This window comes from Moraxella sp. CTOTU48717 (assembly GCF_032057165.1).
GTDB classification, from domain to species: domain Bacteria; phylum Pseudomonadota; class Gammaproteobacteria; order Pseudomonadales; family Moraxellaceae; genus Faucicola; species Faucicola tetraodonis.
Genome location: NZ_DAMBBC010000010.1, coordinates 1 through 24,444, shown reverse-complemented (window position 1 = coordinate 24,444; position 24,444 = coordinate 1). Strand labels below are relative to the sequence as shown.

General features: G+C 44.1%; 22 protein-coding genes. 11 read left to right on the top strand and 11 right to left on the bottom strand.

Annotation, left to right across the window (positions count from 1 at the left end; translation table 11 throughout):
* Nucleotides 1-64 precede the first annotated feature (64 nt).
* The 10 genes from RT084_RS07295 to RT084_RS07250 all read right to left on the bottom strand — a co-directional run bounded on the left by RT084_RS07295 (nucleotide 65) and on the right by RT084_RS07250 (nucleotide 6,827).
* Complete coding sequence (locus tag RT084_RS07295) at nucleotides 65-589, bottom strand: hypothetical protein (RefSeq protein WP_313098768.1); 525 nt, start codon at nucleotides 587-589, stop codon at nucleotides 65-67.
* Nucleotides 590-606: 17 nt separating this feature from the next.
* The gene (locus RT084_RS07290) at nucleotides 607-1,194 is read right to left on the bottom strand and encodes an HD domain-containing protein (protein ID WP_313098765.1); all 588 of its coding nucleotides are present in this window, start codon (nucleotides 1,192-1,194) and stop codon (nucleotides 607-609) included.
* A 36-nt stretch (nucleotides 1,195-1,230) separates the two neighbouring features.
* Nucleotides 1,231-1,806: a hydrolase gene (locus RT084_RS07285; RefSeq protein ID WP_203171364.1), complete on the bottom strand. Its 576-nt coding sequence runs from the start codon at nucleotides 1,804-1,806 to the stop codon at nucleotides 1,231-1,233.
* 90 nt (nucleotides 1,807-1,896) lie between these two features.
* Nucleotides 1,897-2,439: a hypothetical protein gene (locus RT084_RS07280; RefSeq protein WP_312539725.1), complete on the bottom strand. Its 543-nt coding sequence runs from the start codon at nucleotides 2,437-2,439 to the stop codon at nucleotides 1,897-1,899.
* Nucleotides 2,440-2,570: 131 nt separating this feature from the next.
* Entirely contained in the window at nucleotides 2,571-2,828 is a 258-nt protein-coding gene (locus tag RT084_RS07275) for a YfhL family 4Fe-4S dicluster ferredoxin (protein WP_007117256.1), read from the bottom strand.
* Nucleotides 2,829-2,865: 37 nt separating this feature from the next.
* On the bottom strand, nucleotides 2,866-3,285 hold the full coding sequence (locus RT084_RS07270) for a hypothetical protein (RefSeq protein WP_095356728.1): 420 nt from the start codon (nucleotides 3,283-3,285) through the stop codon (nucleotides 2,866-2,868).
* Nucleotides 3,286-3,331: 46 nt separating this feature from the next.
* Complete coding sequence (gene trhP / locus RT084_RS07265) at nucleotides 3,332-4,777, bottom strand: prephenate-dependent tRNA uridine(34) hydroxylase TrhP (RefSeq protein ID WP_313098756.1); 1,446 nt, start codon at nucleotides 4,775-4,777, stop codon at nucleotides 3,332-3,334.
* A gap of 110 nt (nucleotides 4,778-4,887) precedes the next feature.
* Entirely contained in the window at nucleotides 4,888-5,358 is a 471-nt protein-coding gene (locus RT084_RS07260; protein ID WP_082168271.1) for a flavodoxin family protein, read from the bottom strand.
* A gap of 107 nt (nucleotides 5,359-5,465) precedes the next feature.
* Nucleotides 5,466-6,338, bottom strand: a complete 873-nt coding sequence (locus tag RT084_RS07255) for an SPFH domain-containing protein (protein WP_050324924.1) — start codon at nucleotides 6,336-6,338, stop codon at nucleotides 5,466-5,468.
* Nucleotides 6,339-6,368: 30 nt separating this feature from the next.
* Nucleotides 6,369-6,827: an NfeD family protein gene (locus RT084_RS07250; protein WP_007117261.1), complete on the bottom strand. Its 459-nt coding sequence runs from the start codon at nucleotides 6,825-6,827 to the stop codon at nucleotides 6,369-6,371.
* Between the two features lie 222 nt (nucleotides 6,828-7,049).
* On the opposite strand from RT084_RS07250, the gene RT084_RS07245 reads away from it, so the two are divergent.
* From RT084_RS07245 to RT084_RS07235, 3 genes are all read left to right on the top strand, one after another.
* Entirely contained in the window at nucleotides 7,050-7,514 is a 465-nt protein-coding gene (locus tag RT084_RS07245; protein ID WP_313098749.1) for a MarR family winged helix-turn-helix transcriptional regulator, read from the top strand.
* A gap of 296 nt (nucleotides 7,515-7,810) precedes the next feature.
* A complete protein-coding gene (locus RT084_RS07240; RefSeq protein WP_144918210.1) occupies nucleotides 7,811-8,227 on the top strand; it encodes an Ohr family peroxiredoxin in 417 nt (138 codons plus the stop codon).
* Between the two features lie 227 nt (nucleotides 8,228-8,454).
* Nucleotides 8,455-9,090 (top strand): nitroreductase family protein, encoded by a 636-nt coding sequence (locus RT084_RS07235; RefSeq protein WP_203171359.1) that lies wholly within the window; start codon nucleotides 8,455-8,457, stop codon nucleotides 9,088-9,090.
* A 150-nt stretch (nucleotides 9,091-9,240) separates the two neighbouring features.
* On the opposite strand, the gene RT084_RS07230 is transcribed toward RT084_RS07235, so the two are convergent.
* On the bottom strand, nucleotides 9,241-10,338 hold the full coding sequence (locus tag RT084_RS07230) for a TonB family protein (RefSeq protein WP_312383663.1): 1,098 nt from the start codon (nucleotides 10,336-10,338) through the stop codon (nucleotides 9,241-9,243).
* A gap of 171 nt (nucleotides 10,339-10,509) precedes the next feature.
* Here RT084_RS07230 and RT084_RS07225 point away from each other — a divergent pair, with 171 nt between their 5' ends.
* The 8 genes from RT084_RS07225 to RT084_RS07190 all read left to right on the top strand — a co-directional run bounded on the left by RT084_RS07225 (nucleotide 10,510) and on the right by RT084_RS07190 (nucleotide 24,155).
* Nucleotides 10,510-11,283, top strand: a complete 774-nt coding sequence (locus tag RT084_RS07225; RefSeq protein WP_007117267.1) for an ABC transporter ATP-binding protein — start codon at nucleotides 10,510-10,512, stop codon at nucleotides 11,281-11,283.
* Nucleotides 11,284-11,318: 35 nt separating this feature from the next.
* The gene (locus RT084_RS07220; protein ID WP_253852240.1) at nucleotides 11,319-12,227 is read left to right on the top strand and encodes an ABC transporter substrate-binding protein; all 909 of its coding nucleotides are present in this window, start codon (nucleotides 11,319-11,321) and stop codon (nucleotides 12,225-12,227) included.
* The gene (fhuB, locus tag RT084_RS07215; protein ID WP_312539729.1) at nucleotides 12,220-14,283 is read left to right on the top strand and encodes a Fe(3+)-hydroxamate ABC transporter permease FhuB; all 2,064 of its coding nucleotides are present in this window, start codon (nucleotides 12,220-12,222) and stop codon (nucleotides 14,281-14,283) included. Before RT084_RS07220 ends, fhuB begins: the two co-directional genes overlap by 8 nt.
* Before the next feature lie 105 nt (nucleotides 14,284-14,388).
* Nucleotides 14,389-16,635: a TonB-dependent receptor gene (locus RT084_RS07210; RefSeq protein WP_313098736.1), complete on the top strand. Its 2,247-nt coding sequence runs from the start codon at nucleotides 14,389-14,391 to the stop codon at nucleotides 16,633-16,635.
* Between the two features lie 95 nt (nucleotides 16,636-16,730).
* Nucleotides 16,731-18,425: a multidrug ABC transporter permease/ATP-binding protein gene (locus RT084_RS07205; RefSeq protein ID WP_313098732.1), complete on the top strand. Its 1,695-nt coding sequence runs from the start codon at nucleotides 16,731-16,733 to the stop codon at nucleotides 18,423-18,425.
* A 137-nt stretch (nucleotides 18,426-18,562) separates the two neighbouring features.
* Nucleotides 18,563-20,695 carry a TonB-dependent siderophore receptor gene (locus tag RT084_RS07200; RefSeq protein ID WP_313098729.1) on the top strand — a complete coding sequence of 711 codons (2,133 nt, stop codon included), beginning with the start codon at nucleotides 18,563-18,565 and terminating at the stop codon, nucleotides 20,693-20,695.
* 77 nt (nucleotides 20,696-20,772) lie between these two features.
* Nucleotides 20,773-21,867 carry an SIP domain-containing protein gene (locus tag RT084_RS07195; protein ID WP_313098726.1) on the top strand — a complete coding sequence of 365 codons (1,095 nt, stop codon included), beginning with the start codon at nucleotides 20,773-20,775 and terminating at the stop codon, nucleotides 21,865-21,867.
* 206 nt (nucleotides 21,868-22,073) lie between these two features.
* Nucleotides 22,074-24,155 carry a bifunctional 2',3'-cyclic-nucleotide 2'-phosphodiesterase/3'-nucleotidase gene (locus tag RT084_RS07190; protein ID WP_313098722.1) on the top strand — a complete coding sequence of 694 codons (2,082 nt, stop codon included), beginning with the start codon at nucleotides 22,074-22,076 and terminating at the stop codon, nucleotides 24,153-24,155.
* The last annotated feature ends 289 nt before the right edge of the window (nucleotides 24,156-24,444 follow it).

Genomic DNA, 24,444 nt, shown 5'->3' with positions numbered 1-24,444 from the left:
ATAGCGAGTTAAACAAACGTGCCTATGTGGCACGTTTTTTATTTGGCTTAGTTTTTTATTTGGCTTAATCGGTACGAAAATCATTGTGGTTGTAAGGGGTGCAAATCTCGAAAGACTTATTCTCTAATTGTAAACACGCCAACCTGTCTGTCATTTGATTAGGCAATAATTCAGTATGATTGCCCCAAAATTCTTCCCAATTCATCACACGGTAATCTTTTAGCCAGCGGTTTTGACGAATTGCAGGTTGATCGTTAATGGTGGCAATGCTAATTTGGTCATCACCCCTGTCTAGCTCTGAAGTAAAAGGCATCAAAATTTTATCGGTTTTGGATAGGTATTTACGCTGGGTGTCTTTGGCAAATGTTTTGATAGTTTTGCCATTGGCTAGCTTAAAATTTCGCTTCGTCCACCAAACTTTGCCCGCGGCAGCGGTGGCTGTCATATTGCAAGCGAGTTTTTGCTGTAATTTATCGTGGCTAAAAAGATAGCATTGGGTTGATTTTGGGTCTAGCTTGTAAACTTCTGCATGGGTAATACCCATAAGACCTAAAGCCAATCCTAAAGCCATCGCTAATTTTTTAATCATATGACCATCTGCAGCATTTAATCTTCAATCAACCAACCCTGTTGTACCGCAATGGCAATTTGCTCGGTTATCCAGTCGTGAATGATGGGAAAGTCCTCGCTGATAAATGATTGGGCAGCTTGGACTTGGGAGCGCTTGACCTGATGGTCTGTCCACGCACCGCCATCTGTCACCATATTAAGCATAAAGGGCAATAGCCTATCCACTACTTTAAGTAGTTTGCTTTCAGCACTATGACCTATTTCTTGCTCATCCCACAGCGTTAACAATTCTGAAACGGGGTTGCCAGTCATCGCTGCCAGTTTTTCAACGCCGATACGCTCATCAACATGCGCCTGCGAGCGTTTATCAGCATATAAGAATGTGTCACCCGCCTCAATTTCGCCCAAGTCATGAACTAATGCCAGTTTAAGCAGTTTTTCATGATTGACATCCAGTTTGAAATGCTGCGCGACTGCCCAACACGCCATCGCCAAATGCCATGAATGCTCGGCAGAATTTTCAAGACGGCGTGGCGTGTCTTTAGACAGTTGGGTGGTATAGTTGCGGCGGTTGACTGATTTTAAGGCATCCAATGCCAACAGATAATCAATAAGTGGTTGCATCAAATACCTCTTAATCATGCATGGTCTGAGTCGTATTCACTTGACTAGCGCTGAAATCGTTTTAAACGCGGGATCTTCTGAGCTACGACACAGCTCAAATAAAATCGCTTCGGTGGTGGTGACGACGGCACCGGCACGGCGCATACGACGAATCGCAATTTTACGGTCATACAGGTCTCGCGAGCCCACCGCATCGGTGATAATGATGGGCTGCATACCGTTATCGAGTAAATCTAACGCCGTCTGCATGACACAGACATGAGCTTCTGTACCAAATAAAATCACATTGTTGCGATTTTGCTGGGCGATATGATGCCAAGAGGTTGGCGTATCACAGGCGCTAAAGGTGGTTTTTTCAAACACTGGGGTATTTTTTTCAGATAGTAACTGCGTCAACTCTGGTAAGGTAGACCCCAGTCCTTTGGGATATTGCTCATTAACCATAATAGGCACATTAAGCGCTTGTAGACCTTGAATCAAAATCGCTGTTTTTTTGAGTAATTTTCGATGTTCGGCAATATGGGGCGCAAGTTTTTCTTGTATATCAATCAGCATGGCTTGGCAGTCATTGCGCTCGATACGATAGGGTTTTGGGATAAATTTTGTTGTCATCTTCAGCTCCTTTGATGATGGTTCAACTTGGGTGGTTACAATCATTCGTATGTCACGAATGCTATACTATACTCTATTAAAAAAACGCCATTAAAAATTCATGGCATCATCTGCGGTGTCGACCACAGTTAACTGATAGTCCAAATGCCCTAAATAGCCATAATGTCCTTTTTCACTGAGTTCGGCAACAATAGTGACGTCATCACAGTGCACCTGATCCATAAGCTTGGTTTGATGACTGGCTTGATTGTCAGTAGGTGTTTTATTGGACTGATACAGTGATTGAATACGCAGTAATGGATCATTGAGCGCATAGGTAGCGCCATCGGTGACAAAGGTTAAATACTCACCGACTTTGTGCACCTTACCTTTAAAATGCTGATTAGTGACAACCCCGCTAAATGCAGGGGTATACAAACGGCGCGTTTTATATTGCTGCTTGGCATATTGCCATGCGCCATAACTGCCTAAGACAGCAGTTGCGCCCGTTGCCGCTGTGGCTGTCACACCGACGCCAATGAGTTTCGCGACAACGTGACGCTTTTTAGCTTTGTTTTTTTGTTTGCGAGGCTGTGCTGAGCGCTTCGATTGTTGTGCTTGAGAGTCAGTCGCTTTGCTATTTTTTTTAAACATGAATGTCACTTTACTTTAAATGTCACTTTAAATGTTGTTTTTGATAAAAAATGCCAGTAATCACTTCAAAAAAAATTGATTAACTTATAGTAAAATGTTTTGGCAACATTTACCGCAACTTTTTGTTAGTATTATTTTTGCCAAATTTGCTTATATTTTGCAAGCAGCTGTTCGGGCGATTCAGGGCGCTCATCGTCTTTGATGATGCAGTCAATCGGACAGACTTTATCGCAGGTTGGCTCATCATAGAACCCGATGCATTCGGTGCACAAGTCAGGATTGATGACGTAGGTTTTTTGTACTTTATTGTCATAGCTAATGGCTTCATTTGGGCATTCGGGCTCACAAATGTCGCAATTTATACAGTCGGAAGTGATTTTTAGTGCCATGTCTTGTAGTCTGTTTTTACCTTAGCAATTAAAACCTTTAGCGATTAACGATTGACACCGCACTTAGGCGCCATACATTGTTATCTTGCATCCACAATTCCTGCATGACATTTGCCAGCGGTTCATGCTTATAATACAAAGTGATCATACATTCGGTGAGTGAGAAAAAGTGATAGCGAACACGGTCAGGCAATAGCGGTTGAGACTGCCAGTCTCGAGATTGCCATAAGTTATGTAAAATCTCATGCCAGCTGTCGCGATTGTGGATTGCTTTACCGTTAACGAACCGAAAGTTGTCCGCCAAAGTCGTCTCAATGGCTTTAAAATCCTGTGATAAATATCCTTGGATAAACACATTACGGCGAAGTGCTAGGGAATCCTGCAATGCTTCAACATTCACCGCTTCAACAATCGTTGAAATGGTGTCTGATTTATTTTGCTGGTATGAGTGAACCACAAAAATTCCTTAACCTAATGCCTGATACCGTGACAACAAGACCAACTTAGGTAAAAATTGGCTCACTGACGCTTTTCATGATTAGCGCAAATTGCAACACATCATCCTGCATCTCTTTAAACGGATTGGCGATTTGACACACCCAGCCAGAGCCTAAAGCGCCATCAATTGGCTCACCTTGTTTATTCCACATTTCTTTGAGTGGGTAGCTCAAATTACCCTGCGGCGTCATGATTTCGATGGTATCACCCACCATTAATTTGTTCTTAATTACCAAGGTTAAGCGCGTTGGGGTAATGTCGCTAATCTCGGCAACAAACTGCTGATGATCGGTTTTTGATGACCCATATTCATAGTTTTGGTAATCACTGTGCACGTGGCGACGTAAAAAACCTTCGGTATAGCCGCGATTGGCGAGCCCATCGAGTGCGGTGATTAAGCCTGTATCAAATGGCTTACCAGCGGCGGCATCATCAATCGCTTGGCGGTACACTTGCGCGGTGCGCGCCACGTAATAATGCGACTTGGTACGGCCTTCGATTTTGAGTGAGTGTACGCCCATATGGGTCAGCTCAGGCACTAGCTCAACAGCACGTAAGTCCTTAGAATTCATAATATAAGTGCCATGTTCATCTTCAAACATCGCCATCAATTCGCCTGGGCGACCTTGTTCTTCAATCAGTACCACTTCATCTGATGGCTGCTGTACATAGTCATCGCCCATCACCACATCACCATTTAGATTGATAGTTTGAATGGCATCTTCTTGCGTGGCTTGAGTAGGCACAAAAACCTCTGGGCTATTGATAGCTTGGCTGATAGGCTGCGTGATAGGCTGTGTTGGCACGATATCGCCCGTTTCGTTTTCTTCTGCTTTATAGGTGTTGTATGACCAGCGACAGGCATTGGTACAAGTGCCTTGGTTGGCATCGCGTTTATTGATATACCCAGAGAGCAAACAACGACCCGAATACGCCATACAAAGTGCCCCATGCACAAACACCTCAATTTCCATATCGGGCACTTCAGCGATGATTTGCTCGATTTCTTTGAGTGACAGCTCGCGACTCAAAATCACGCGGCTGACGCCCATTTGTTTCCAAAACTTGACCGTTGCCCAGTTCACCGCGTTCGCCTGCACCGATAGGTGAATCACCTGCTCTGGAAAGGCTTCACGTACCATCATAATCATCCCAGCATCTGACATAATCAGCGCATCGGGTTTCATCTCAATCACAGGGCGGATGTCTTCGATAAAAGTTTTAAGCTTGGCATTATGCGCTTGGATATTGACCACGACATAAAAATGCTTGCCGAGTGAATGGGCGTAGGCAATCCCTTTGGCAAGATTTTCCTCATCAAAATCATTATTGCGCACCCGCAAGCTATAACGTGCTTGTCCCGCATAGACGGCATCTGCGCCATAGGCAAACGCATATTGCATATTACGAAAAGTGCCAGCAGGGCATAAAAGTTCAGGCTTACGGGTCATAACTATCCTTACAGCGTGTCATACAATGTGAAATTGTTGATATTATAACAAACTTGATAATCACGCGGAAAAAAACTTGAGTAATTTACTCGGAAATCATGCTAAAGCCGTTATAAAATATTCAATGATAAACCTGCACAGACTGCCATGGTAAGCTCAGCGACTTGCTCATCAAATGCGCTTGACCATTCACCTTTTAATACTAAAGGCGGTTGTATCCAGCGCCAACGCAATCCTGTGACGATACTCTCTACCGCGCGTTTGCTACCTGTACCGTCAAGCCCAGCACGGATATAACACGCCACAGGCAGTCCTTGTTTTTGCTCAAGCACCGGGTAATAAATTCGCTCAAAAAAATCCTTGGTCAGCCCCGCCATATAACCAAAATTTTCGGTTGTGCCAATGATAATGGCATCCGCTTTTAACACATCTTCCACTTGGGTTTGTAACGGTGTTTTAACAATCACGGTGACGTTATCAATATCCGCTAGCTGTGTGGCGGATTTTGCAACTTCTGCTAATCGCTGGGTATTATCTGATGGGGTATGTAGTACCAATAGTAAATTTTTCATTTCACGCATACTGTATATCCTAAAATGTCATGATTACCCAATTTTGGCGAATAAAAAACCGCAAGGTGATGCGGTTTCAGTCAGCGTTTTAATTAGCAGATGAGTCACGCCCAATGTTAAGGACGGTGGATTTTATCGCCCACTTCCCCCATCATACCGCGCACGGTATTTAAGATATCAGCAGGCAGTACCACGGTTTTGGCATTCGGTGATTTTGACATATCAGTCATGGCTTTGATGTACTGCTCACCTAGTAGATATAGCAGGGGAATTTCGCGCTCGCCCACCGCTTCACTAATCAAGCGAATTGATTGCTCACTGCCTCGTGCCAGTACCACTTGCGCTTCGGCATCACGCCGTGACGCCTCAAGACGTCCATCAGCTTCTGCAATCGCTGCTTGGCGTTGCCCATCCGCTTTGGTCACTGTAGCACGGCGTTGACGCTCCGCAGCCGCCTGTTCTTCCATCGCCATTTGCATGGTAGGTGATGGGCTAATATCTTGGATTTCCACGGTTTTTAGGGTAATTCCCCAATCGGCAATATCATCAGAAATGGACATTTTTAGCGCGGCTTTGATTTGGTCGCGCGATGATAACGCACTGTCAAAATCCATATCACCAATGATAGAACGCAGTGAGGTTTGTACCAAATTACGAATGCCCTGCTCATAATCTTCAATACCATATACGGCGCGCTCTGGATGCACGATATTGATATACGCCACCGCATTGGCGATAATCACGACGTTATCACGGGTGATGACCTCTTGCGATGGAATATCTAGCACTATGTCTTTGGTGGTTACTTTATATGCCACGTTATCGACATAAGGAATGATAAAATTCAACCCAGGCTCTAAGGTCTGATGGTACTTACCCAAACGCTGTACAATCCATTTAAACCCTTGTGGTACGATTTTTACCCCTTTATAAAGGGTAAATAGCACAAAGGCGACCAAAAAAATACCAATACCGCTCAACGCTTCCATGACAATTCCTTTATTGATGCTTACTAATGCTTATTGATGCTTGGTGGATTCTACAAGCAACTCATTTCCAATAACATCCACGACTATCGCTCTATCGCCAACTGCTAGCGGTGCGCTTTGGTAGCTACGACACACCCATTCATCCGCCCCAAAAATTGGCACACTAAAACGAATCTTGCCCAATTTATCTGCTTGCGGACTTTGAATAATCATGCCTGTTTCCCCGATGATAACCCCCGAACCCAATCCTGCTGTGGTGCGATTTTGCATATACGGCTTGATAAATTTAAAGCCAATGATAGTAAAAATCACCGACAGTATCAGCCATACCATCAGCCAAAAAAACCAGCTAAACGGTAATAGCCATGACAAAGCGGCTACCACAATCGCTGCCACACCAATCGATAAACTCACAAAACTGGTCAAGAATAGTTCAAGAATAATCAGCACTAACCCCAAAATCAGCCAGTGCCAAGGCTCAATTAGCATATCCCCACCTTGATTTTTACTATACCAAACCCATTATGCAAGATTATGAATTTAAAAACAAATGCCGTTATTTACCCGCCATCTTTGTCACATTATGCACTATCATCGGCTATCAACTGCTTGACCGCACAGACCGCCAATTGTGGTTAATGATTGCACAAAGATGTGTTTTTTCCTATAGTGGTCAATGACCCTTTCATCTCTAGAGTCCCAAAAAATACGATGAGCCTTGATGCCCTCAAACTGAGTAACCAGTTATGTTTTCCCATTTATTCACTGTCAAAAAGTATCACTAACCACTATCGTCCCCTGCTAAAAGCCTTGGATTTGACCTATCCACAATACCTTGTCATGTTGGTGCTATGGGAAAAAAGTCCACAAACTGTCGGCACATTGGGCGATTTTTTAGACCTTGATACCGGCACACTTACCCCTTTACTTAAAAGACTTGAAGCCAAAGGCTTTGTGCACCGTGAGCGTGCCACACAAGACGAACGGGTAGTACAAATATCGCTCACTGCCAAAGGGGATGCCTTAAAAGTGCAAGCCGCTACCATTCCTAGTGCTATGTTAGCTGCCATGCAGTTAGATGACGAAGCGATAGATCTGCTACAGCAAGTGGCGAAAAAACTCTGCCCGACTCATACAAGCGAGTGTACCCACAATCTATCACCCAAAAATCCTTAAACAAATTTTCATCTTTAAGCGCTATCTGCCTACGTCTTGTCTATTATCATGCGTCTTGTTAGGGTATCGTTAGATTTAGCATTTTTAGTCATTTGTTATTAGTTTGTATGCAGCGTGTGAGAATTTTATTACCTTATCTAGGCACCGAAAATTATATTGTGTAAAATATAATTTTTTAAAACTTAAATATTAAAACCTAAACATTAAAACCTAAATGCTATGGCAAATGTTGTCACGCCTATCGCCGATTTTTTTATTTATTCACGCAAGTTAAGCATTCAAAATAAGGTACTCTTATGAAAATTTTTTATAAAACCCCAACCGCTACCTCAACAGGCGGCCGCTCAGGTCATGTTGCACTAGAAGATGGTTCACTAGGCTTTGATTTACAAACCCCTGAGCAAAATAGTACAGGCGTCAACCCAGAAAAATTATTTGCCATGGGCTATGCCGCGTGTTTTGACAATGCGTTGACTCATGTGGCACAGCGTATGAAGCTAGAAGGCGTCAGCTCAAAAACCTCAGCGGTTGTGGGACTGGGCATGAATGCCCAAGGCGGTTATGCGCTTGACATCGATTTGTATATTGAACTTAGCGGCGTCAGCGAAGAACAAGCGAAAGACTTGGTTGAAACGACGGACAAAGTCTGCCCGTATTCTAATGCCGTGCGCGGCAATGTTGACGTACGTCTGCATACCCAAGTAGTGGCATAATCAATTTAACATAATTTCCATTGCAAGCGGCGTGCTCAAATGTCAAAGACCCATTTGGGCACATTTACCGTTTAGTTGAGCAAGTTGAAAGCCATTCAAGCGTTCTAACAGCCAATGACAAAATTGGTAACATCGAGCTTTCTTTAGCTTTGTTTAAAGGCTCGGACAATAACTTTTATCGCTCTACTATTATCATTATAGTTTTATCACTAGATTAGGAATATTTCATGTCACTGATTGAAAACTTACAATGGCGCCATGCCGTCAAAGCCTTTGATCCAAACCAAAGCGTGAGTCAAGAAAATATCGACAAAATCATCGAAGCCGCTCGACTGGCGCCCACCTCATCGGGATTGCAGCCCTTTAAAGTTATCGTGGTCAAAAACCAAGCCATCAAAGCGCAGCTAGTGGCGGGTGCGCTCAATCCTGACTGCATGAAAGAATGTTCTCACGTGCTTATTTTTGCAGGTTGGCAGGATTATAGCGCCGAAAAAATTGATACCGTGTATGACATGACCACAGATGAGCGTGGCTTACCTAGAGGACGTTTTGATAGTTATACTTCCATGCTCAAAGCAAGTGTGGCCAAAAAAAGTGCAGACGAAAACTTTGAACATATCGCTCGCCAAGCTTACATTGGCTTGGGACTTGCGTTGGCACAAGCAGCAGAGCTTAAAGTAGATAGTTGCCCTGCCGAAGGCTTTGATCCTAAGCTGATTGACGAGGTATTAGGTTTAGAGAAATTGGGGCTAAAAAGTATCGTAATCATGTATGTGGGTGTTTCAGATCCAGCACGTGATTGGATTGCGCCTATGGCAAAAGTACGCGTAGCCACTGAAGATTTTGTGATTGAATACAATTAATTCATCAGCTAGCAAAAAAATCTCTAAGAACAACCCTCTAAATAGCTTATTTAGAGGGTTTTTTATATCTACAATGGGCAAGTGATATTGGTTAAAGCAATTTGTACGGGGATAGGTTTTATGAAGTACGGATTTTTTTAATAATCATCTTTATTGACAGCGAACCGGTAGATTGACAATACCTACCACCGGTACGCCATTTTTGGTAAAGGGGTTAAATTTGCCGCTCTTAGCCTGCATAGACAGTTGTCTATCGACTCTGACATTGCCGGTCGATTTGGCTAAAGTGACGCTGGTTGGATTGCCTTGTTTGTCCACCGTATAGCGAATAATCGCTGTTAATGCGCCGTTTTCCAGGTCTTCACTATGACAGCTAAAGCTAGGTTGCCGCCGCCAACTTGCTTGCCCTGCCGAAAAGCTCACAGGTGAATTATTTTGCGCTTGCTGGGCTTCTTTATCCTTGTCGGCTTGTTGTTGTTTTGCCTTTTCGGCTTTCGCCCTAGCTTCATCGGCTTGTCTGGCTTTGGCATCAGCTAGCGCTTTTTGACGATCTATTTCTGCTTGTTTGCGCTCACGCTCTTGTTGTTCAATTAATTGGTTTTCCAACGCTTTTTGCCGTGCAAGCGCTTGTTGGCGTTCCAATTCTTGTTGTCTTTCTAATTCTTGCTGTCTGACGAGTGCTTGCTGGCGTTCAAGTTGTTGTTTTTGCGCTTGTTCGGCTCGCTCATTGGCGAGGGCTAGTTGCCTTGCCATGACAATGTTTTGGTCAACCTGTGGCGGCTTGACGATAGTTTTTTCAGCTGGTTTCGACGGTTCGGGTAATGGTTTAATCGGTTGTTCTACAGGTTTCTTAGCAATCGGTTTTTCGACTGTTTTCTCAACAGGCTTGCTGATGGGTTTTTCTATCGGCTTTTCTTCTGGTTTTTCTGCTATTTTTTCTATGGGCTTTTCTGTTGGCTTTTCGACGGGCTTAGGTAGTTGTTTTATCGGTTGTTGCTCGGCTGTTACCGTCATCTCTTCAGGCTTGGTTGGCGCAGGTGGTGGCGCGATAAAGCTAATTTCTAACGGTGGCGTGACTTTGGGCGGTTTGATATCAGGCGTTGCCATATTTGCCAAGCTAATCGCTACGATACCATGTAAGCTCAATACACCAATCAGTGCCAACGTGCCCGACTTTTTATCGACTATGCTGCTAATATCGTTTGAGAAATGGGCTGGACTAAAGTTAGCGTGACGTTGGATAGACATAGTTATAGCGCTGTATGTTTAGGGAAACTTTTGAAATCGCTGTATTATAGTGTGAATGAGAATCGTTATCAATATCTTAAATGATATTAATTCTTATTTATAAAAATTAATGATAATTATTATCATCAATGCTATGATTTGCTATTTTAAAACTTTGACCCGGGTCAACTCATGCTAACCACCCAATCGCTTACCGTCATGCGCCAACAAAAAACCCTCTTAAACAACATCAATGTTACCATTGAGAAGGGAAAAATCTATGCCTTAATTGGGCATAACGGTTCGGGTAAATCGACATTGATTAAAGCTTTGGCAGGGGAAACCACCCCCACTAGCGGACAGATTTTATTACCGGATTTTGCTGACAAATCAATCTTTGATTTACCGCCAAAAACCCTCGCCCAACAAGTCGCCTATTTACCGCAAAAATTGCCTGATGCCAGTCAATTTACGGTTGCCGAACTGGTGATGTTAGGGCGATACCCTTATCAAAAATGGCTACAAAAGCCTACGCCACAAGACCATACTAAGGTGCGTGAAGCAATGGCGCTGACCCAAGTCACGCCGTTTGCCGAGCAATCAGTGGCAACGCTATCCGGAGGGGAGCGCGCCAGGGCATGGCTTGCCATGTGTATCGCCCAAGATACGCCCTATTTGCTACTTGATGAACCACTTGCCCCGCTCGACATCGTCTATCAAGTTGAAATACTGCGTCTCATTCGTGATTTGGCACGGCAGAAAAACAAGGCGATTGTGATTATTATTCATGATATTAATCTTGCGGCACAGTTTTGTGATGAGTTTATTGCGTTAAAAAACGGCAAGCTTTGTCATGTTGGTGATATCGCCAGTACCATGCAACCGCAAGTGCTTGACCAGATTTTTGGTATCAATTTGCATTTATTAAGTCACCCAGTCACCGGTAATAAAGTGGCGGTGGTGTGATGAGAGCTTTTTGCTTGCTAATTGTTTTGTTTTTTTTGACAGCGTGCCAGCCTCAGCGGGATTTAAAGCTTGAAGCGCCCCCCGCAGAGGCTCACAGCGTCAAAGTCATCACCCCTGATTGGGCGGTGGCTTCGACACTCACCGCCCTAGGCTATCCACCGATTGCCACAGGCGATACCAAAAGCTACCGTGAATGGGTGGGGACGCCCGCGCTGCCAAGTGATATTATCGATATTGGGGAACGATTCACCCCAAACTTTGAACGGCTTGCCCAACTCACCTCATCTTCTAACAATATTGTGATTATTGATAATGATTTTTATGCTCATCTAAGACCTGCTTACGGCAACACACCCCATAAGTCGGTGAGTTTTATGTCAAAAAACGCGATAGCGACTTGGCAGGACTATGCTGAACCGACACTTCAGCTGGGTGAAATTATTCATCAGCCGCAGCGCGCCCAGCAATTTTTAACCCAGTCAAAAAAACAGCTTGGCAAGCTTGGTGCGACATTTCGCCAAACACATCCTCACATCAAAAAAATTGCGGTGGTGCAGTTTGCCGATAGCAATAATTTGCGGATTTATACCAACAATAGTCTGTTTCGACCGACATTTGAGGTGATGGGGTTAAATTTGATTACACTTGAAGATCAGATGGGTAAAGGTAATCTTTGGGGATTTAATTCGTTGGTATTGAGTGATTTGGCAAAACTTGATGATGATACCTGTTTGGTAGTGGTTGAGCCGTTTAGTCCTATGCTACGTCAAGAATTAGCCAAGAATTTGCTGTGGCAGCGGCTAGGCTATGGCGCAAGGGCTAACAATAGCCGCTGTATGGCAGTGTTACCGCCGATTTGGCTGTATGGCGGTGTGTCTTCTATGGTGGTATTTGGCGAGCGATTAAATCAGGCTCATTGGTTAGGGGGCAAGGCGCATGGATAATAAAACTAGGCTACAACATAACCAGCGAATTACCAAGCCCTTTAATGCCCCTGCCTGTTGGCTTTTTAGTGGCTTATTGTCGCTGGTTTTAATAACCACGGCTTTAGTCCTTAACAGCACTTGGCATGATGCATTGTGGTTATTATTTGCCAGTTCACAGTCGCTGACCTTAGCGCAAATGGTGGCGCAGTTACAAATTTTGCCGACTATGTTAGTGGCGATATTTGCCGGCGGATTACTGGGCGTAGTCAGTGTCTTGCTACAACAATTGGTCAAAAATACCCTTGCTTCAGATAGTACCCTTGCGGTAGGAACAGGGGCACAATTGGCTTTATTAATTGTGACGCTGTTTTTTCCCAGTTTTGGCTTGTATGGTAGCTTTTGGGTGGCGTTTGTTGGGACATTGCTGAGTATGGGCTTGGTGTTTGCGATTGCTGCCAACAGCCGTATGAATCCTGTGGTGCTCATTTTGGGTGGTTTGGTGGTCAATATTTTGTTTTCTGCTATTTCCTCACTGTTGATGATTTTTTTCTCAGAAAGGGTTATGGGGGTCATGGCATGGGAAAGCGGTAACTTAACCCAAACCAGTTGGCAAAATAGCCAGTTTTTTGTGCTAATAAGCCTAGTCCTGCCCGTCATCTTGTTGTTTTTGGTCAAACCTTTAACCATCATGAGCCTTGATGAACGCCAAGCCAAAGCCTTGGGCGTGCCTGTGGCTGCCGTGCGTATGTTGGTAGTAATCCTTGTTGCGATAGTCACGGCAAGCGTGGTAAGCCGCGTGGGCGTTTTAAGTTTTGTGGGCTTGGCTGCGGCAAGTGTCGTTAATGTAGTAGCGATTCGCCCGATTGGACAACGATTACTGGCAGGATTTGCCTTTGGGGCGATGTTGTTGTGGCTGACCAATAACATTGTGACGCTGCTGTCACCTTGGTTTAAACAGTTACTTAATATAACGCTGCCTGTGGGGTCGGTCACAGGAATATTAGGTGCCGGGTTGATTATTTGGTTGGTCATTCGACAAAGTAAACAGCCGATGATTGCCGAACAAAGCCCTAGCCTGTTGGCCGGCAAACGCCGATATTTTGGTGGCGGTTTTTGGGCGGTTTCGGTAGGGTTGTTGCTGCTTTTGACAGTAAGTGTATTACATATTTCCCCTGATGCAATGGGCAGTTTTGGGTGGCATGCCGAGGCAAGTTTTATCGAAAATTTTCGCCTGCCGCGTACCTTATCGGCAATGGCAACAGGTCTGATGCTGGCTACCGCAGGGGTGCTATTACAAAACTTGACGCGCAATCCGATGGCAAGTCCTGAAGTGATGGGCATCAGTTCAGGTGCAGCATTGGGGGTGGTATTGGTGTTCGTGCTTAGTCCAGTGATATCAGGCACACTGGGACTGGCAACCGATTCTGTTTGGGCATTGGGATTGCCGTTATTGGGCGGACTGTTAGGTGCGGCTTTGGTGTTACTGTTGGTTTTATGGCTTGCGCGTCGGCTATCCTCAAGCTATTTGTTGCTCGTGGGTGTGGCGATTTCTGCATTGATGGGTGGTATTTTAACTTTAATCAAACTGTCAGGCGACCCTCGCTTACAAGCGATGCTCAATTGGCTATCGGGTACAACGTATCATGCTTATCCTGTGACAGCGTGGGCATTGATGGTCATTGGTGCAGTGTTATTTTTGCTCAGTTTTTTGCTACTAAAGCCGCTTAGGGTGATTAGCCTAGATGAAACAATGGCTCGCAGTTTGGGCGTATCAGTAAAACGTAGCGAAATACTGATTTTTAGTCTTGTAGCAGTGTTAAGCACTGTTTCGACATTGGCGGTTGGACCGCTAAGTTTTATTGGATTAATGACGCCGCATTTAGCCAAGACACTTGGGGCGGTGCAGTTACCTCACCAATTAGCCTTATCAGCGCTACTGGGCGCAGGATTGATGTTGATTGCTGATTGGGTGGGACGTTATGCGATTTTTCCCTATGAAATACCTGCGGGCACAATCGCTTCCATCGTAGGCGGTTTATATTTTTTATGGTTGATGAAAGGTATGAAAAATTAAACAGATAACTTCTTTGGTTGCGCTATCATTATTTATTGTAAATAAAAATAATAATTGTTATCATTCGCAAAAATGTTTTATCTATTGTCCTTTGAGTGATTGAATATGCGTTTATCCCTATTATCTTTAGCCGTGCGTTCGGCTTTGGCAGCAAGTACGATTGGCTTATTATCGACCGCGGCGATGGCAGAAGAAGCAAATACCACGGATGCCGCCACAGAAACCCTACTCGATGAAATCGTGGTGACTGCAAGTGCGGATGCATCAAAAACTGGTTTGCCGCCAGCCTATCAAGGTGGGCAAGTCGCCACCGGTAGCCGTATCGGTATTTTGGGTAATAAATCGACCATGGAAACGCCTTTTTCGACCACGGCCTATACCAATGACTTTATTTTAAATAAACAAGCGGATTCTGTTGGGGATATCCTAAAAAAAGATTCAACGGTGCGTGTGGCTCGTGGCTTTGGTAACTTTCAAGAAGCTTATCTGATTCGCGGATTTGTCACCAACTCTGACGATACCATGATGAATGGCTTATACGGCATTATGCCTCGTCAATTTATCGCAAGTGAGCTATTTGAGCGGGTCGAAGTACAACGTGGCGCTAGCACCTTCCTAAATGGCATGGCACCCGGGGGTAGTAATAAAGGGGGCACAGTCAATTTACTGCCAAAGCGTGCCACTCAAACGCCGATTCGTAAAGTCACTATCAGCAGCGAAAATGCCGAAAATGGTAAAATTGCCCTAGACGTCGGACAACGGTTTGGCGCAAATCAAGCGTACGGTGTGCGTGCCAATGTCGCTTATCAAGATGGCGGTACAGCAGTCGATGATGAAAAAGCCAAATTGGGTTTGGTCGGTTTGGGCTTAGATTATCGCCAAGATAACATGCGGTTATCGGCAGATTTGGGCTATCAAAATAACGAACTGCAAAAAACGCGCACCAATGTCACCTTGTCAGGTTTGACCCGTGTACCCAAGGCCGCTGATGCCAAAAGCAACTGGTCGCAACCGTGGAGTTATTCAAATGAAAAAGATGTGTTTGGTACATTACGGGCTGAATATGACCTTAGCCCAAATTTGACTGCGTATGGCGCGTATGGCTTTCGTCATGGCGAAGAAGAGAACTCGCTCGCTAACTTGACGGTCACCAATTTAAATGGCGATGGCACCACCTACCGCTTTGACAATGCCCGTGAAGACGACATCAACACAGGTGAAATCGGTATCCGTGGCAAACTGACCTCAGGCAAAATCAACCATAACTGGGTAGTGTCTGGCAATATCTATAAATCACAGATAAAAGCACCTTATCAATTTGATTGGCAAAACACGCTGACGACCAATTTATATCACCCAACCTCGTACGCCAAACCCAGCTGGTCAGCGGCGGCGTTGGCAGGTGGCGATATCGACCATCCTACTAAGACAGGCGAAACCACCCTCACCAGTGTGGCATTGGCAGACACCCTAGCCTTCATGGATGATAAACTTCAAGTGACCTTGGGGGCAAGACACCAAACCATTGAAGATGAAAGTTTTGACCCCACCACCCAAGCCAGTAATGGCAAATATAAAGAAAGTAAAACCACGCCTGCGTTTGCCCTATTATATCGCCCTAGCAACGAATGGTCAGTCTTTGCTAACTATATGCAAAGCCTCAGCAAAGGCGAAACTGCCCCTCTCACCACCACCATCGATGGCGTAGCAACTGAGCTGACCAATGCAGGTCAAGCCATGTCACCGTACGTCACCAAACAAAGCGAAATCGGCGTGAAATACGACCGCGGCGTTATCGGTGCAGGTCTCACCGCTTTTCAAACCAACAAGCCGCGTTATACTACCGTTGATACCACCTTTGAAGCGCACGGCAAAAACCAACATAAAGGCGTTGAACTCAATGTATATGGACAACCCACCGCCAATATGCGAGTGCTAGGCGGCGTGACATTTCTTGATACCCAACAAAAAGATACCGGTAGCGATGCCACTGAAGGGAAGCAAGTTATCGGTGCGGCAAAACACCTGTTGAACCTAGGGCTAGAATATGATTTACCACAAGTAGATGGCTTAACCTTAACAGGCGATGTCATCCATACCGGCAAACGTTACGCCAATGAAGCCAACACCCTAACAGTCGATGGCTACACCACTGTGGATTTGGGTGCAAGATATAAAACCCAACTTGCCGGTAAAGCAGTCACGCTCAAAGGGGTGATTGCTAACGTCACCGATAAAGACTACTGGTCATCGGTGGGCGGTTATGAAAATACCGCAGGTGACAACGGTGCAGGCTATCTTACCTTAGGTGAGCCACGCACATTGAAGCTGTCAGCGACCTTTGATTTTTAATTTCACCCATTGTTAACGTTTGTCATCGGATAAAGCTTGCTTTGTCCGATTTTTATTTGAGACTGCCTAAAAAATAAAAGCTAAACAGGAAATACATGTTCCCTACTACCATGCCCCTTATGACCCTCATCTGGCAACAGCACCGCATTGCCTTTATCAAAGTCATCTTGCTCAATCTGCTTAATGCCTTGGTGAATGTCGCCATTATCGCCTTCATTAACCGTTTTTTAATCGCAGCAGTCGGCACTGATAATCCCCTCTTAGGCAGTTGGCAGATATTAGCGGTATTTTTGGTAGCGATTATGGGTTTATTAGCGACAACGTTTACGTCACAGCTTGCCTTGACTAAGTTAGGGCATCGCTTTGTATTTGAATTACGTTCGCAACTGATAAAACGTATCTTAGACACTTCAATCGCCCAAGTTGAAAAAATCGGTAGTGCCAAGCTGTTAGCCAGCTTAACTACCGATGTGCAGTCGATTACCGTGGCGTTTGTACGCTTGCCTGAGCTGGTGCAAGGGGTGATTATTTGCACGGCGACCGCGGTTTATTTGGGTTTTTTGTCTCTGCCAATGCTACTTGTGGTCATGGGGTGTATTACGCTGACCATTTTTATCAGTAGTAAACTCGTGGGTCATGTGTATGCCCATTTAGCTACATTACGAGAGATCAATGATGCACTGTATCAAGATTATCAAGCGGTGATTGATGGACGAAAAGAACTTGCCTTAAATCGTGAACGTGCCAAACGTCTATTTACCAGTGACTATCAACGCCATGCAAGCGACTATTTCAACCATATTGTCAAAGCCGATACTTTTCATCTATCAGCCGTAAGCTGGTCAAATATTATGATGTTTGCCGTAATTGGGGTGATTTATGCCCTAGCCAATATTTATCATTGGGTAGATACCGCCACCGCTACTACGTTTGCCCTCACCGTATTATTTATCCAGTCGCCTCTACTGATGGCGATTGGGGCATTTCCCACCGTGCAAACGGCTAAAGTTGCCTTGGAAAAAATACAATCATTACAGCTTGCTGACTATAGCCGCGATTTTGATACCCAAATTTTAACCCCAAATTGGCAAGTCATTACTTTTAAAAATATAAATTATCACTATGACAATAGCGCAAGTTTTGGCTTAAAACATATCAACTTCACGTTAAAACGGGGCGAAGTGGTGTTCTTAATTGGCGCAAATGGTAGCGGAAAATCGACACTTGCCAAGCTCATCACAGGGTTATATCAGCCTAAATTTGCGGAAAACACCGGTATTTTTATCGATAATCAGCCTGTCGCCTCAGAACATTACCCCCATTATCGCCAGTTATTTTCAGCGATTTATAGCGATTTTTATCTGTTTAACACTGTGATGGGAAGCGCGCAAAATGCGCCCGATGCTGAGTTAATCGACAATTGGCTTGATATCTTAGCCATCAAAGAAAAAGTCAGCGTCACCGATAACCAACTTAGCGCCACCGAGCTTTCGCAAGGGCAGCGCAAACGCCTTGCCATGCTGCTTGCTGTCGCCGAAGAAAAGTCTATCTTACTGCTTGATGAATGGGCTGCCGACCAAGACCCTGCCTATCGCCGTGTGTTTTATCACACTATTATTCCCATGTTGCAAAAAATGGGCAAAACGCTGTTTATTATTAGTCATGATGACAGCTATTTTGAAAAGGCGGATAGATTGTTGATGATGAAAAATGGCGAACTCAGCGAGCTGACCGGTTTGCAACGCGAAAAAGCCAGTCTAGATGCCATTACAGTGATTGGTGAGCATTAAGAATCTATACGACCTGCCCTAAAACCTCGTAAAAGCGGATTAAATATAATTGCAAATGAGAATAATTATTGTTATTATTTTCATTACTTTTAACATACTGTAAATTTCTGTAATTATTTATTAGGGCGGGGTCACTTATGCGTTTATCTTTTTTATCAGTAGCAATACGGGCGTGTTTAGCGGTGGGTATCAGCCATGTTTTTACCAGTCAAGTGATGGCAGACGTTGCAGCCAATAGCAAAGAAGCGCCAGAAACCACATTAGATACCTTGGTCATTCGTAGTGATGCTTACCGCACCACCGCTACCAAGACCGCCCTTGACCCCGAAAAAACCCCCATGAGTTATTCTCGTATCGAGCAAGAGACATTGCAGCAACGCCAAGCAGACAGTGTGGCGAGTGCACTGCGTTATGAGCCAGGTGTCAGTAGCGAAAGTCGTGGGACGGTTGGCATTTTTGATGAATACACCCTGCGTGGTTTTAAGAATTATTCCAACTTTTATGACGGGATGCGGCTGCCGTATGATGGAACTTGGAATTTAATGCCCCAAGTCGATGCCTATGCCACCGAAGCCGTGGAAGTACTCAAGGGACCTGCTTCGTCGCTGTACGGCTATAATGAGCCGGGCGGCATGGTCAATCAAATCGCCAAAACCCCAAAAAATACCCCCGAAAACGAAATCAGACTACGCGCAGGCACCAATAATCTTAAAGAAATCGCCATTGACAGCACAGGTCCTATTAACGATACCACCAATTATCGCATGGTGGCATTAGCCCGTGAAAAAGACGGACAAATGCAAACGACCGAAGAAAAACGGGTATTAATCAATCCTTCTATCGAATACAAACCGAGCAACAATATCTCGGTGCTTGCCAATTTGTATTATCAAGATGACCCTCATCAAGTCCCTTCTACCCCACTACCAAGCGTTGGCACAGTGTATAAAGCCAGTTATGGTAAGTTAGACGCGGATGCCTACGCCGGCGATAAATGGAATGATTTTAGTAAAAAAGTCTTTATGCCAAGCGAGACCATCAACTGGAAAATCAATGATTTATTAACCTTTAAACATACCTTGCGTTATACCGATGCCGACGCCCAACAAAAAAACACCTACCATCAAGGCTTTAGCGAAGGCTCAGACAGCAAGCTTATACGCACCGCCTACACGACCGATGAGAAAATGACCAACTGGGCAACCGATAACCAATTGGCTTATAATCTGATTACCGATAATACCTCGCACAATTTGCTATTGGGTGTGGACTATCAAAAAACTGACAGCACGGCTAAGTACGCAGATGCCATGTACAATGGCATACCCATTATCGATTTAAGCGATCCTGATTATGATTTATTTAGCAAAACTGCCCTGAGTTTGACAGGCTATCAACAAACCGATGATATTGAGCAAAGTCAATTCGGCGTTTATCTACAAGATGAAATGCAATGGAACAAGCTCACTGTGGTCGCAGGGTTACGCCACGATGACTATAAAAGCACCACTAAAACCACTGCCACAGGTAGCGATGCAAAAACCACCGTCAACGAAGCCAACCAAACATCCGGGCGATTGTCAGCCCTGTATCAACTTGACAATGGTTTTGCCCCCTATGTCAGCTACGCTCAGTCATTTCAACCCGTGTTAGGCGTCAACTATATTACAGGTGAAGCATTTAAGCCCACCACCGCCAATCAAGTTGAAGTCGGCATAAAATACAGCTCAGCAGACAAAGCCACCAAGGCTACGCTGTCTGCCTACGATATCACACGCAAAAATGACAAGGTCACTGCCATCGACTGGACCAAACAAACCCAAACAGGTGAAACCACATCAAAGGGTTTTGAAATTTCTGCCGATCATCGTTTCAACGATTGGTTAAATGTGGGTGTCGGCTATGGTTATGTCGATGCCGAAATCACCAAGGATGAGTTTAACCCCCAGCTGGTCGGCAATACCCCGCAACAAATTGCCAAGCACAACGCCACACTGTGGGCAAGTATGAAACCCAACGCCAAAACCGCGGTGCAAGTGGGTGTGCGCCACATCGCTGGGATGCAGATTGATAGAGAAAACTCAGATACTTTGCCAAGCGTCACCTTGGTGGATTTGGCTGGTAGTTATCAAATTAACCCCACGTTCGATGTGGGCTTGACTGTCAGTAACTTGTTTGACAAAACCTACGTGGGTAGTTGTTATGACCGCAATAATTGCTGGATGGGCGCAGAGCGACAAGCCAGTGTTAGCTTAATCGCGAAGTTTTAATCATGTTCATAAATCTAAACCAAGGACTTGTTACCCCAAGTCCTTTCCTTATCGCCCTTTAACAAAAATTACATTCTATGCACCCAGAAAATCTGACTTTATTTGATGACCCAGAAATTGCCGACATCATCGATCACATCAACGAAGACCACAGCGATGATATGAAGCACATGGCGTTAGGCTTGCTAAACTTAACCAAGGTTCAGCAAAAAACCTTAAAAAATGCGACCTTACGCCAAATCTATCAACAAGGCTTACTGTTGGATTTGCAATTTGCGCAAAACGAGCCGCACTTAGACAATCAGCTTTTGGCATTTAGTGAGCCGACCCAAACCCTTGAGAAATTTAACGACCAGTATGTCGCCTTATTGCAGCGCAGTGACCGCAAACAAGGTAAAAAAACCATTGACATCAAGCAGCGTCAATTTTGTCTGCAAAGCGTGGAAGCGGTCAGTCACCATATGTATCGTTTGACAGTGCAAACCGATAGCGATTTATCCGATTTACCGGCAGGTTATGCGTTTTTGTTTGATGTCAAACTGCCCGACACCGACCTAAAAAAACACCCCCGCCCCTACCGCTATTATACGCTTCGCAAGGCATGGCAAACCGTGAATGAAAACGGTGAAACGCAAAATCTGGCTTGGATAGATATTTATTGTCATGGAGAAAAAAACGGCGAAATCAGTCTTGGCGAAACTTGGGTAAAATCGTTAAAAACAGGCGATGTTTTTACCAGTGAGCGAGAATTCCCCGAAAAAATCGATCATCTCGATGTGAATCAGCCACAGGGACAAAGTCTATTAATCGCTGATGAAACCTCACTGCCGACCGTAGCCAGACTGTTAGAGCAGTGGCAAATGACCAAGCGGACAATACCGCCGATTGTACTTACCTTTTTGCAAAGCCCGCTAGATTTGGCTTATTTAGAAGACGTTTTAGCCCAGTATCCCGCAACGGTGTTGCCAATTGTGGCGAATGATGACCAACTGCCCCATACGCAGATTTTCACGACTCTACAAGATTTTTTACAACAACATCCTCACAAAATTGACCACATCTGGGGTGGTCTTGAAGCGACAACAACGAAAAAACTGCGTTCGTTATTGGATGAGTTATTACAGTTAAGTCGCGATAATAGCGTACTTAAAGTGTATTGGCGAGCAAGCTAAGAGTTACCTCGGAATTGGGCAGACTATCAAACGCGTCTTTGGGTGCGTGGTCGTAACGATTGGTTGTTTGCAGGGTCGCTTAAGACTAGGCAGCGGGCAGCGAATTTTATTAGCCCCTAGCTATTCATCATTTTGTCACGCAACCTTTCTATGATATTTCACAAATTTATCAACGCTCTTATTTGAGCCTAATTTAGTGAGCGATCATGAACTATAAAACCCATCATTATAAAAACCATCATTATAAAAATATCCAAATCAAGCGCATTTGCCTCACCACATCCATGATTGTAGCAAGCATGTCACTTGTTGCTTGTAATAACAATAATAATGATAGTAATGACCCTAAACCACAGCAAATCGCTACCAATACGAACCTTAACTTTACTATTCTTGAAACGTCAGATTTGCATAATAATGTCATGAGTTATGACTATTACAAGTTGACAGAAGACAAAAGTTTTGGGCTTGAGCGAACCGCAACGCTTATCAATAACGCTCGTAGTGAATCTGCCAATAATATCTTGCTAGATAACGGTGATACCATTCAAGGTAGTGCTTTAGGTGACTATCAAGCAACGGTGAACCCTGTCAAATGCGACGAAACACTGGGCATTTATAAAGTTATGAATGACCTAAAATATGATGCCGGTACGATTGGTAACCATGAATTTAACTATGGGTTGAACTATCTTAATCAAATTACAGGCAGTCAGTTTAATGTTGATGGCATAACCGCAAGTGCTAGTGCTTGTAAAGGACCTAACTTTCCCTTGGTTTTATCCAATGTCATTAGCGCTCGCAATAATCAGCCACTGTTTAAGCCTTATAAAATCATTACCAAAACCTTTACGGCAACCACACCAGAGGGTAAGACGGTTACCGTACCGCTAAAAATTGGTATCATTGGCTTTACCACACCCGGTATTATGCAATGGGACAAAAAATGGCTAGACGGTAAAGTCACCACCGCAGGTGCGAAAGAAATGGCAGAAAAATACGTGCCACAAATGAAAAATGAAGGTGCAGATGTCATTGTCGCCTTGTCACATGGTGGTATTGATACCTCACCATACAGCCCAACGATGGAAAACGCCAGTTGGCATCTATCACAAGTGGCAGGTATTGATGCGATTTTGATGGGACACACACATCAAGTATTTCCTGATGCTAGTAGCAAAGACACCCGCTTAGACCAGGCAGGCATTGATAAAGTTAATGGCTTATTAAACAACGTACCTGCGGTCATGCCAAGTTTTTGGGGTAAAGGGTTAGGCGTAATCAAACTGAATCTAACCTTTGATGGCAAAAAATGGGTCGTCAATAAAAACAATACCAAAGTGGAAGTGCGTACAATCCAAAATGCTGATAAAACTTTTGTAGCAGCCAACCCGCGAGTGGCTCAATTAATTCAAGCAGAACATAATGCCACTATTAATTATGTCAAAACCCCAATCGGTACATCCGATTTCTCAATGACTTCTTACTTTGCTGATGTGGGTGATGTGTCAGCGATTCAAGTGGTCAACCAAGCGCAAGCCAACTATATTAGCGATTATATTAACGCCAATTTGCCACAATATAAAGATGTCCCTGTCTTATCAGTGAGTGCCCCATTTAAAAGCGGATTTGCAGGGGGTTCAGATTATACGGATGTTGCTCAAGGCAATATCGCCATTAACAATGCGGCTGATTTATACCTGTATCCAAATACCGTGTTTGCAGTAAAAATACAAGGCAGTGATATCAAAAAATGGCTAGAGAATTCCGCCAAACGCTTTAATCAAATAAACCCAAGCCTTACCACACCACAATCGTTAATCAGCACTTTTCCTGGGTATAACTTTGATATGTTTACCGCAGCCGATGTGCAATATGAAATTGATGTGACTAAACCTATCGGTAGCCGTATCCAAAACTTAACCTACAAAGACAAGCCGATTGAAGACAACGCACCATTTATCATCGCAACCAATAACTATCGTGCATCAGGTCTAAAGGAATACTACAGCATCAATAGTACCAATGTAGTTGAATCACCTGATGCCAATCGTGATGTCCTGATTAACTACATCAAAGCGGCTAAGAATTTATCATTAACCAATAATGGTAGCAGTCGTAGCTGGCGGTTTGTCAAAGTGAAAACAGCGGGTCCTGTAACCTTTAAATCGAGTGCAAACAAAATTGACTTTGCCCAAAAAGCAGGATTAACCAATATTAGCGTCGTAAATAATGACGACGGTTCAAATAAAGGCTTGGCAGATTATGCGATAGATTTATCAAAATAATCGCCAAGAAACTTGTATTTTATTTATTCTTAGAAGTGTGGTAGTTGCCACACTTTTTCTATTTTATAAAGAATTTAATGATACATCGTACAAGCTTTGACATGCCATCCTTCTTACGTTTACACCAGATTTTACGACACTTGTGTTTTGTCGTTTGGTTTTCATAAAGGTTGTGTCTCAGCATTTTAAGTTTCTGATAATACCAAATATAAAACATCTTGAGAAACTACAAAGCAAAAAAACACCCCCTTTAAACGAATAAAGAGGGTGATTTGGAATAGGGAGCTGA

What these genes read in the sequence shown, in the direction of transcription:
- RT084_RS07295 (WP_313098768.1), bottom strand. Translation starts at nt 589, where the DNA reads ATGATTAAAAAATTAGCGATGGCTTTAGGATTGGCTTTAGGTCTTATG.
- RT084_RS07290 (WP_313098765.1), bottom strand. Translation starts at nt 1,194, where the DNA reads ATGCAACCACTTATTGATTATCTGTTGGCATTGGATGCCTTAAAATCA.
- RT084_RS07285 (WP_203171364.1), bottom strand. Translation starts at nt 1,806, where the DNA reads ATGACAACAAAATTTATCCCAAAACCCTATCGTATCGAGCGCAATGAC.
- RT084_RS07280 (WP_312539725.1), bottom strand. Translation starts at nt 2,439, where the DNA reads ATGTTTAAAAAAAATAGCAAAGCGACTGACTCTCAAGCACAACAATCG.
- RT084_RS07275 (WP_007117256.1), bottom strand. Translation starts at nt 2,828, where the DNA reads ATGGCACTAAAAATCACTTCCGACTGTATAAATTGCGACATTTGTGAG.
- trhP (WP_313098756.1), bottom strand. Translation starts at nt 4,777, where the DNA reads ATGACCCGTAAGCCTGAACTTTTATGCCCTGCTGGCACTTTTCGTAAT.
- RT084_RS07260 (WP_082168271.1), bottom strand. Translation starts at nt 5,358, where the DNA reads ATGCGTGAAATGAAAAATTTACTATTGGTACTACATACCCCATCAGAT.
- RT084_RS07255 (WP_050324924.1), bottom strand. Translation starts at nt 6,338, where the DNA reads ATGGAAGCGTTGAGCGGTATTGGTATTTTTTTGGTCGCCTTTGTGCTA.
- RT084_RS07250 (WP_007117261.1), bottom strand. Translation starts at nt 6,827, where the DNA reads ATGCTAATTGAGCCTTGGCACTGGCTGATTTTGGGGTTAGTGCTGATT.
- RT084_RS07245 (WP_313098749.1), top strand. Translation starts at nt 7,050, where the DNA reads ATGAGCCTTGATGCCCTCAAACTGAGTAACCAGTTATGTTTTCCCATT.
- RT084_RS07240 (WP_144918210.1), top strand. Translation starts at nt 7,811, where the DNA reads ATGAAAATTTTTTATAAAACCCCAACCGCTACCTCAACAGGCGGCCGC.
- RT084_RS07235 (WP_203171359.1), top strand. Translation starts at nt 8,455, where the DNA reads ATGTCACTGATTGAAAACTTACAATGGCGCCATGCCGTCAAAGCCTTT.
- RT084_RS07230 (WP_312383663.1), bottom strand. Translation starts at nt 10,338, where the DNA reads ATGTCTATCCAACGTCACGCTAACTTTAGTCCAGCCCATTTCTCAAAC.
- RT084_RS07225 (WP_007117267.1), top strand. Translation starts at nt 10,510, where the DNA reads ATGCTAACCACCCAATCGCTTACCGTCATGCGCCAACAAAAAACCCTC.
- fhuB (WP_312539729.1), top strand. Translation starts at nt 12,220, where the DNA reads ATGGATAATAAAACTAGGCTACAACATAACCAGCGAATTACCAAGCCC.
- RT084_RS07210 (WP_313098736.1), top strand. Translation starts at nt 14,389, where the DNA reads ATGCGTTTATCCCTATTATCTTTAGCCGTGCGTTCGGCTTTGGCAGCA.
- RT084_RS07205 (WP_313098732.1), top strand. Translation starts at nt 16,731, where the DNA reads ATGTTCCCTACTACCATGCCCCTTATGACCCTCATCTGGCAACAGCAC.
- RT084_RS07200 (WP_313098729.1), top strand. Translation starts at nt 18,563, where the DNA reads ATGCGTTTATCTTTTTTATCAGTAGCAATACGGGCGTGTTTAGCGGTG.
- RT084_RS07195 (WP_313098726.1), top strand. Translation starts at nt 20,773, where the DNA reads ATGCACCCAGAAAATCTGACTTTATTTGATGACCCAGAAATTGCCGAC.
- RT084_RS07190 (WP_313098722.1), top strand. Translation starts at nt 22,074, where the DNA reads ATGAACTATAAAACCCATCATTATAAAAACCATCATTATAAAAATATC.